General features: G+C 69.3%; 4 protein-coding genes. 1 reads left to right on the top strand and 3 read right to left on the bottom strand.

The genetic code is table 11. The features are described from left to right. Window positions 1-53: 53 nt before the first annotated feature. A complete protein-coding gene (locus QH270_RS18615) occupies window positions 54-1,847 on the bottom strand; it encodes an AMP-dependent synthetase/ligase (RefSeq protein ID WP_280344010.1) in 1,794 nt (597 codons plus the stop codon). A gap of 39 nt (window positions 1,848-1,886) precedes the next feature. Beyond that, complete coding sequence (locus QH270_RS18610; protein WP_280344008.1) at window positions 1,887-3,182, bottom strand: YhgE/Pip domain-containing protein; 1,296 nt, start codon at window positions 3,180-3,182, stop codon at window positions 1,887-1,889. A 78-nt stretch (window positions 3,183-3,260) separates the two neighbouring features. On the opposite strand from QH270_RS18610, the gene QH270_RS18605 reads away from it, so the two are divergent. Beyond that, a complete protein-coding gene (locus tag QH270_RS18605; protein WP_280344006.1) occupies window positions 3,261-3,851 on the top strand; it encodes a TetR/AcrR family transcriptional regulator in 591 nt (196 codons plus the stop codon). A gap of 28 nt (window positions 3,852-3,879) precedes the next feature. Here the strand turns inward: QH270_RS18605 and QH270_RS18600 are convergent, their stop codons facing one another. Continuing rightward, window positions 3,880-4,662, bottom strand: a complete 783-nt coding sequence (locus QH270_RS18600) for a carbonic anhydrase (protein WP_280344004.1) — start codon at window positions 4,660-4,662, stop codon at window positions 3,880-3,882. Between the last annotated feature and the right edge of the window lie 37 nt (window positions 4,663-4,699).

Genomic DNA, 4,699 nt, shown 5'->3' with positions numbered 1-4,699 from the left:
ATGCGCGAGCACCGCACCGTGGAGGTGGAGTGGCCTTTGGGTCGTCCCGGGCATCAGGAATAGATCTTCTCCACGTCCGTCGCGTACTTCTTCATGACCTCAGCCCGCCGCAGCGACATCTTCGGCGTGAGCTCACCGGTCGCCTCGGTCCATTCGACCGGCAGGATGCGCACCTTCTTGACGGCCTCCGCATGGGACACCAGCTTGTTCGTCTCCGCGACTGCCGCGTCGATCTCCGCTACGAGATCCGGGTGCTCGATCAGCGTGTCGAGCGCGGTGTCGGCCGGCAGGTCGTGCCGCTGGGCCCAGCCGGGCAGCATCTCGGGGTCGAGAGTGACCAGGGCGCCGATGAACGGGCGTCCATCACCGACCACCATCGCCTGGCCGATCAGCGGGTGCGCGCGCAATGCGTCTTCGAGGAGGCCCGGTGAGACGTTCTTGCCGCCCGCGGTGACGAGGATTTCCTTCTTGCGGCCGGTGATCGTCAGGTAGCCGTCACGGTCGATGGCGCCGAGATCACCGGTGCGGAACCAGCCGTCGGTGAACGCCGCCGCCGTGGCGTCAGGGTTACCCCAGTACTCGCCGAAGACCACCGGTCCGCGCAACACCAGCTCACCGTCGTCGGCGATACGGATGCCGTGGCCCTCGGTCGGCCGGCCGACCGTGCCGACCCGGGTGTTGCCGGGGGTGTTCACGGTGATCGCCGCGGTCGTCTCGGTGAGGCCGTAGCCCTCGTAGATGGGGACGCCGACGCCGCGAAAGTAGTGACCCAGCCGGGCGCCGAGCGGTCCGCCGCCGGAGACGGCCGCCGTGCACTGGCCGCCGAGGGCCGCACGCAGTTGCCGGTAGACGAGCCTGTCGAAGACGGCGTGTTCGAGCCTGCGCAGAAGTCCTGGGCCGCCCTGGTCCAGCGACTCGCTCCAGGCGATCGCGGTCTCGGTCGCCCGGTCGAAGATCCAGCCCTTGCCGCCCGCGTGCGCCTTCTGCTTCGCGCCGTGGAAGACCTTCTCGAAGACCCGCGGCACCGCGAGGATGAAGTTCGGCCGGAAGCTGCCGAACTGGTCGACGAGGGTGGACCAGTCGGAGCTGAACGCGACGACGACCTTCGCGTCGAGCGCGGCCAGGGTGACCGCCCGGGCGAAGACGTGCGCGAGCGGCAGGAACATCAGGGTCTTGTTGCCGTCGGTGACGAACTCGGTCAGTGCGATGCGGTCGGATTTCGACTCCGCGTAGAGGTTCGCGTGGGTGAGCAGGACGCCCTTGGGCCGACCCGTCGTGCCGGAGGTGTAGATGAGGGTCGCGGGTGAGGCCGCGCCGACCTGGGCGCGGCGGGTGTGGACGACGTCGTCGGCGAGGTGGGCGCCGCGCTCGGTCAGGGCCGCGATCACGTCGTGGTCGATCTGCAGGATCTCGCGCAGGGCGGGCAGGTAGTCGAGGGGAATCTGGTCGATCACCGCGCGGTGTTTGTCGCTGTCGACGACGAGCAGCTGGGTGGCCGAGTCCTGAAGGATCCATTTGGCCTGTTCGGCGGCGGAGCTGTCGTAGATGGCTACGGTGCAGCCGCCGGCCGCCCAGATGGCGTGGTCGAGCACGATCCATTCGTAGCGGGTGGGTGCCATGATCGCGACCCGGTCGCCGAGCTCGATTCCCGAGGCGATGAGGCCCTTGGCCACACCGGTGACCGTGCGGGCGAACTCGGCGGCGGTGACGTCGGCGAGGTCACCGGTGTCGGTCGCGACCTGGAACAGCACCGTGTCGGGCGACTGCTCCGCGTGCCGGAACACGCTGTCGGAATTGTTCGCGTGTTCCGGAACGGTGTAGGAAGCGGGGGCTTCGAACTCGCGCATCAGTGCCCTTCCACGTGGGGTGACTAGTCGGTGGGTGCGCTACTGCGCGGTCGCCGGTTCGCGGCGGTGGTCCAGACCGAGGCGGTACAGGCCGCGCAGGTCGTAGGTGTGGGTGGCGACGGCGCCGAGGATCAGGCCGATCGCGAGGCCGAGCAGGGTCATCCAGAGGCCTTGGCTCAGACCGGCTTCGAGGCGGCCGTCGAAGAACAGGATGGCGCGCACGGCGAGGTAGATCTGGTGCATGGGTTCGAAGACGGCCAGGTCGGCGATCCAGCGCGGGGTGGCTTCCAGTGGGATGGTGCCCGAGGAGGAGGGGATGCCGAGGACGACGAACACGATGAGGTTGATCATCAGGCCCGCGGTGCCGAAGGCGGCCATCACCGACAGGCCGGTGACCGCGATGGCGATGATGGCCAGGGTGCCGTAGAGGAACAGCAGCAGGGGTCGCTCGATCGACATGTCCAGCAGCGCGCCGACACCGAGGAAGGCGGCGGAGGCGAGGGGTGCGCTGATCGCGGCGATCCCCCATTTGATGAGCAGTGTCCGCCAGCGGCTGATCTTGGCGGGGGCGGTCGGCTTGTGCCACGGCCCGTATTCGGCGGGGACGAAGCCGAGGGAGCCGTCGACGAGGGAGTTGATCATCATCGCGCCGCTGAAGCCGACGATCAGCAGGACGAGGGTGTAGAAGAACGCGGCCAGGCCCTGGCCGGTGCCTTCGGGCAGTGGGTGGTAGGCGGTGACGACGACGTCGATGGGCTGGCTGAGCTGCAGTCGCGCGGCGCCGCTGAGCGGGGTGGCGCCGACCGCGTCGTGGACCTGCTGGGTGAGCTGGGTGCCGACGGTGGTGTTGACCTGGGTCATGGCTTGGTCGGCGATGGTCTGCATGATCTGGGCGGCGAGGGTGCCTGCGCGCGGGTTGGTCTGCACGGTGATGATCGGGCGTTCGACCTCGCCGGGGACGATCGAGGCGGCGCCGAGGACGGCGACGCGTTTGGTGAAGTCGCCGGGGATGACGATCGCGCCGTAGACCTCGCCGTTCTGCAGCTGCCGCTGGGCTTCGTTGATGCCGAGGGTGCGCAGGTCGATCTTGTCGGCGGGGATGTTCTCCCCCAGTGCGGTGGTGATCTGGTCGCCGAGGTTGGTGGGTCTGCCGGCGAGGGTGTCGCCGACGTCCTGGTTGACCATGGCGATCGGGAAGTCGTGCAGGTGCTTCTCGGGGTCGGCGGTGTAGCCGAGGTACATGGTGCCCAGGAGCGCGGCCAGCACGGTGACGAGCGTGATGGGGGCGAACCAGGCGCGGATGGGCATGCTGCGCGGCGGCGTGTTGTCAGTCATGGCACAGGTCAATGTAGTCAGCGACTACAAAGTAGTCAATGCAAACATTTGCCGTGTGTCGGATATCCTGCTTGCACCATGTCCCTGCATTCGCGCTATCACCACGGAGACCTCCGCGCCGCCCTCCTGCGGCACGCCGAGAAGGCGTTGCGCACCGTCGGCGCCGACGGGTTGTCGCTGCGTCAGCTGGCCCGCGACACCGGCGTCAGCCACGCCGCACCGAGCAGGCATTTTCGCGACAAGCAGGCGCTGCTGGACGCCCTCGCGGTCACCGGCCTGGAGCGCCTCGGTGAGTGCTTCGAACAGGCCGCGACCGACGGTCCGATCACCACCCGCCTGCAGACTCTGGCCCGCGCGTATCTGCGGTTCGCCGTGGACAATCCGGAGCTGCTGCCGCTGATGTTCGCGCGCAGGCACATCTCCACCGCGACGGAGATCCAGGAGGCCGCCGACCGCGCGTTCGCCGTCCCCATCGCGCTCATCGCCGAGGGACAGGCCGCCGGTGAGATCGTGCCCGGCGACCCCAAGCGCCTCGGCGTCACCGCACTGGCCGCCCTCCAGGGCCTGGCGGCGTTCGTCGGCTCGGGATACACCGCCGACTACGACTCCGAACAACTCCTCGACGACCTCGTCGGCCACCTGACCCTGGGCCTGCTCCCCCGTTCCTGAGCACGGGAAAGTCGTCGTCGACGGTCGCCTAGTTGGTGCCCGCGAGGATGATCGGGCGGTCGTAGCGGGGTTGGGTGGGGCGGTTGCTGTGCGGGAACAGCGACCGGTAGCGGTCTACCTCGGTGATGGTCACCGGGCTGGGGTCACGCAGCACGATCCAGGCGACGCCTTCGGTGCACGGCGGGGTGGTCAGCGAGCCCTCGTAGCGGAACTGGGTGCGGTTGTCCGGCAGGAAGGTGTTCGGGTCGATGTTGCTGAGGGTCCGGGTGGCGCCGACCCGGTCCGGTGCGGCGGTGAGGACCGTGCTGAGCGGAGCCGGGGCGGACTGTGCGCGCAGCAGGACCGCGAGGACGGCGAGGCGGCCGACTTGGTCGGCGTGGACGAGGTGCAGTTCCATGGCAGCCTCGGCGCCGTCGACGGTGTGCTCGCTGGGCAGATGGAAGTGATACTGGCGCAACGAGAACGGAGTGCCGTCCACGATGATCCGGTTGCCGGAGCCTGCGGGGATGTCGGCTTGGACGGCATGGCCGTTGTTGGTCAGGGCGGCCGTGGGGATGGGCCGGTAGTCGATCTCTATATGGTCGGTGGGGTGGGTCTCCGTGGCGCCGGGTAGGTCGACGGGTGACTGGGCGTGGCCGTTTCGGCAGGTCGCGTACTGCTTGTCGAGGTCGGCCCAGTGGTCGGGGCCTTCGTGGTCGTAGTCCCAGTGCGCGGGTGGGGGGGCGGGGTGGGGGCCCCCCCACCCCGCGCCGGCGGGCAGGGCCCGGGGGGGCCGCGCCCCACGGGGGTTGAGGGCAGTTAGATTGGGCACCCGCGCGGCGCCACGGGGCAGGGCGGCGGGGGGCCCC

It is taken from the genome of Nocardia neocaledoniensis (genome assembly GCF_029868625.1).
Classification (GTDB): Bacteria; Actinomycetota; Actinomycetes; order Mycobacteriales; family Mycobacteriaceae; genus Nocardia; species Nocardia neocaledoniensis_A.
This window is presented reverse-complemented; position numbering and strand designations above follow the sequence as displayed.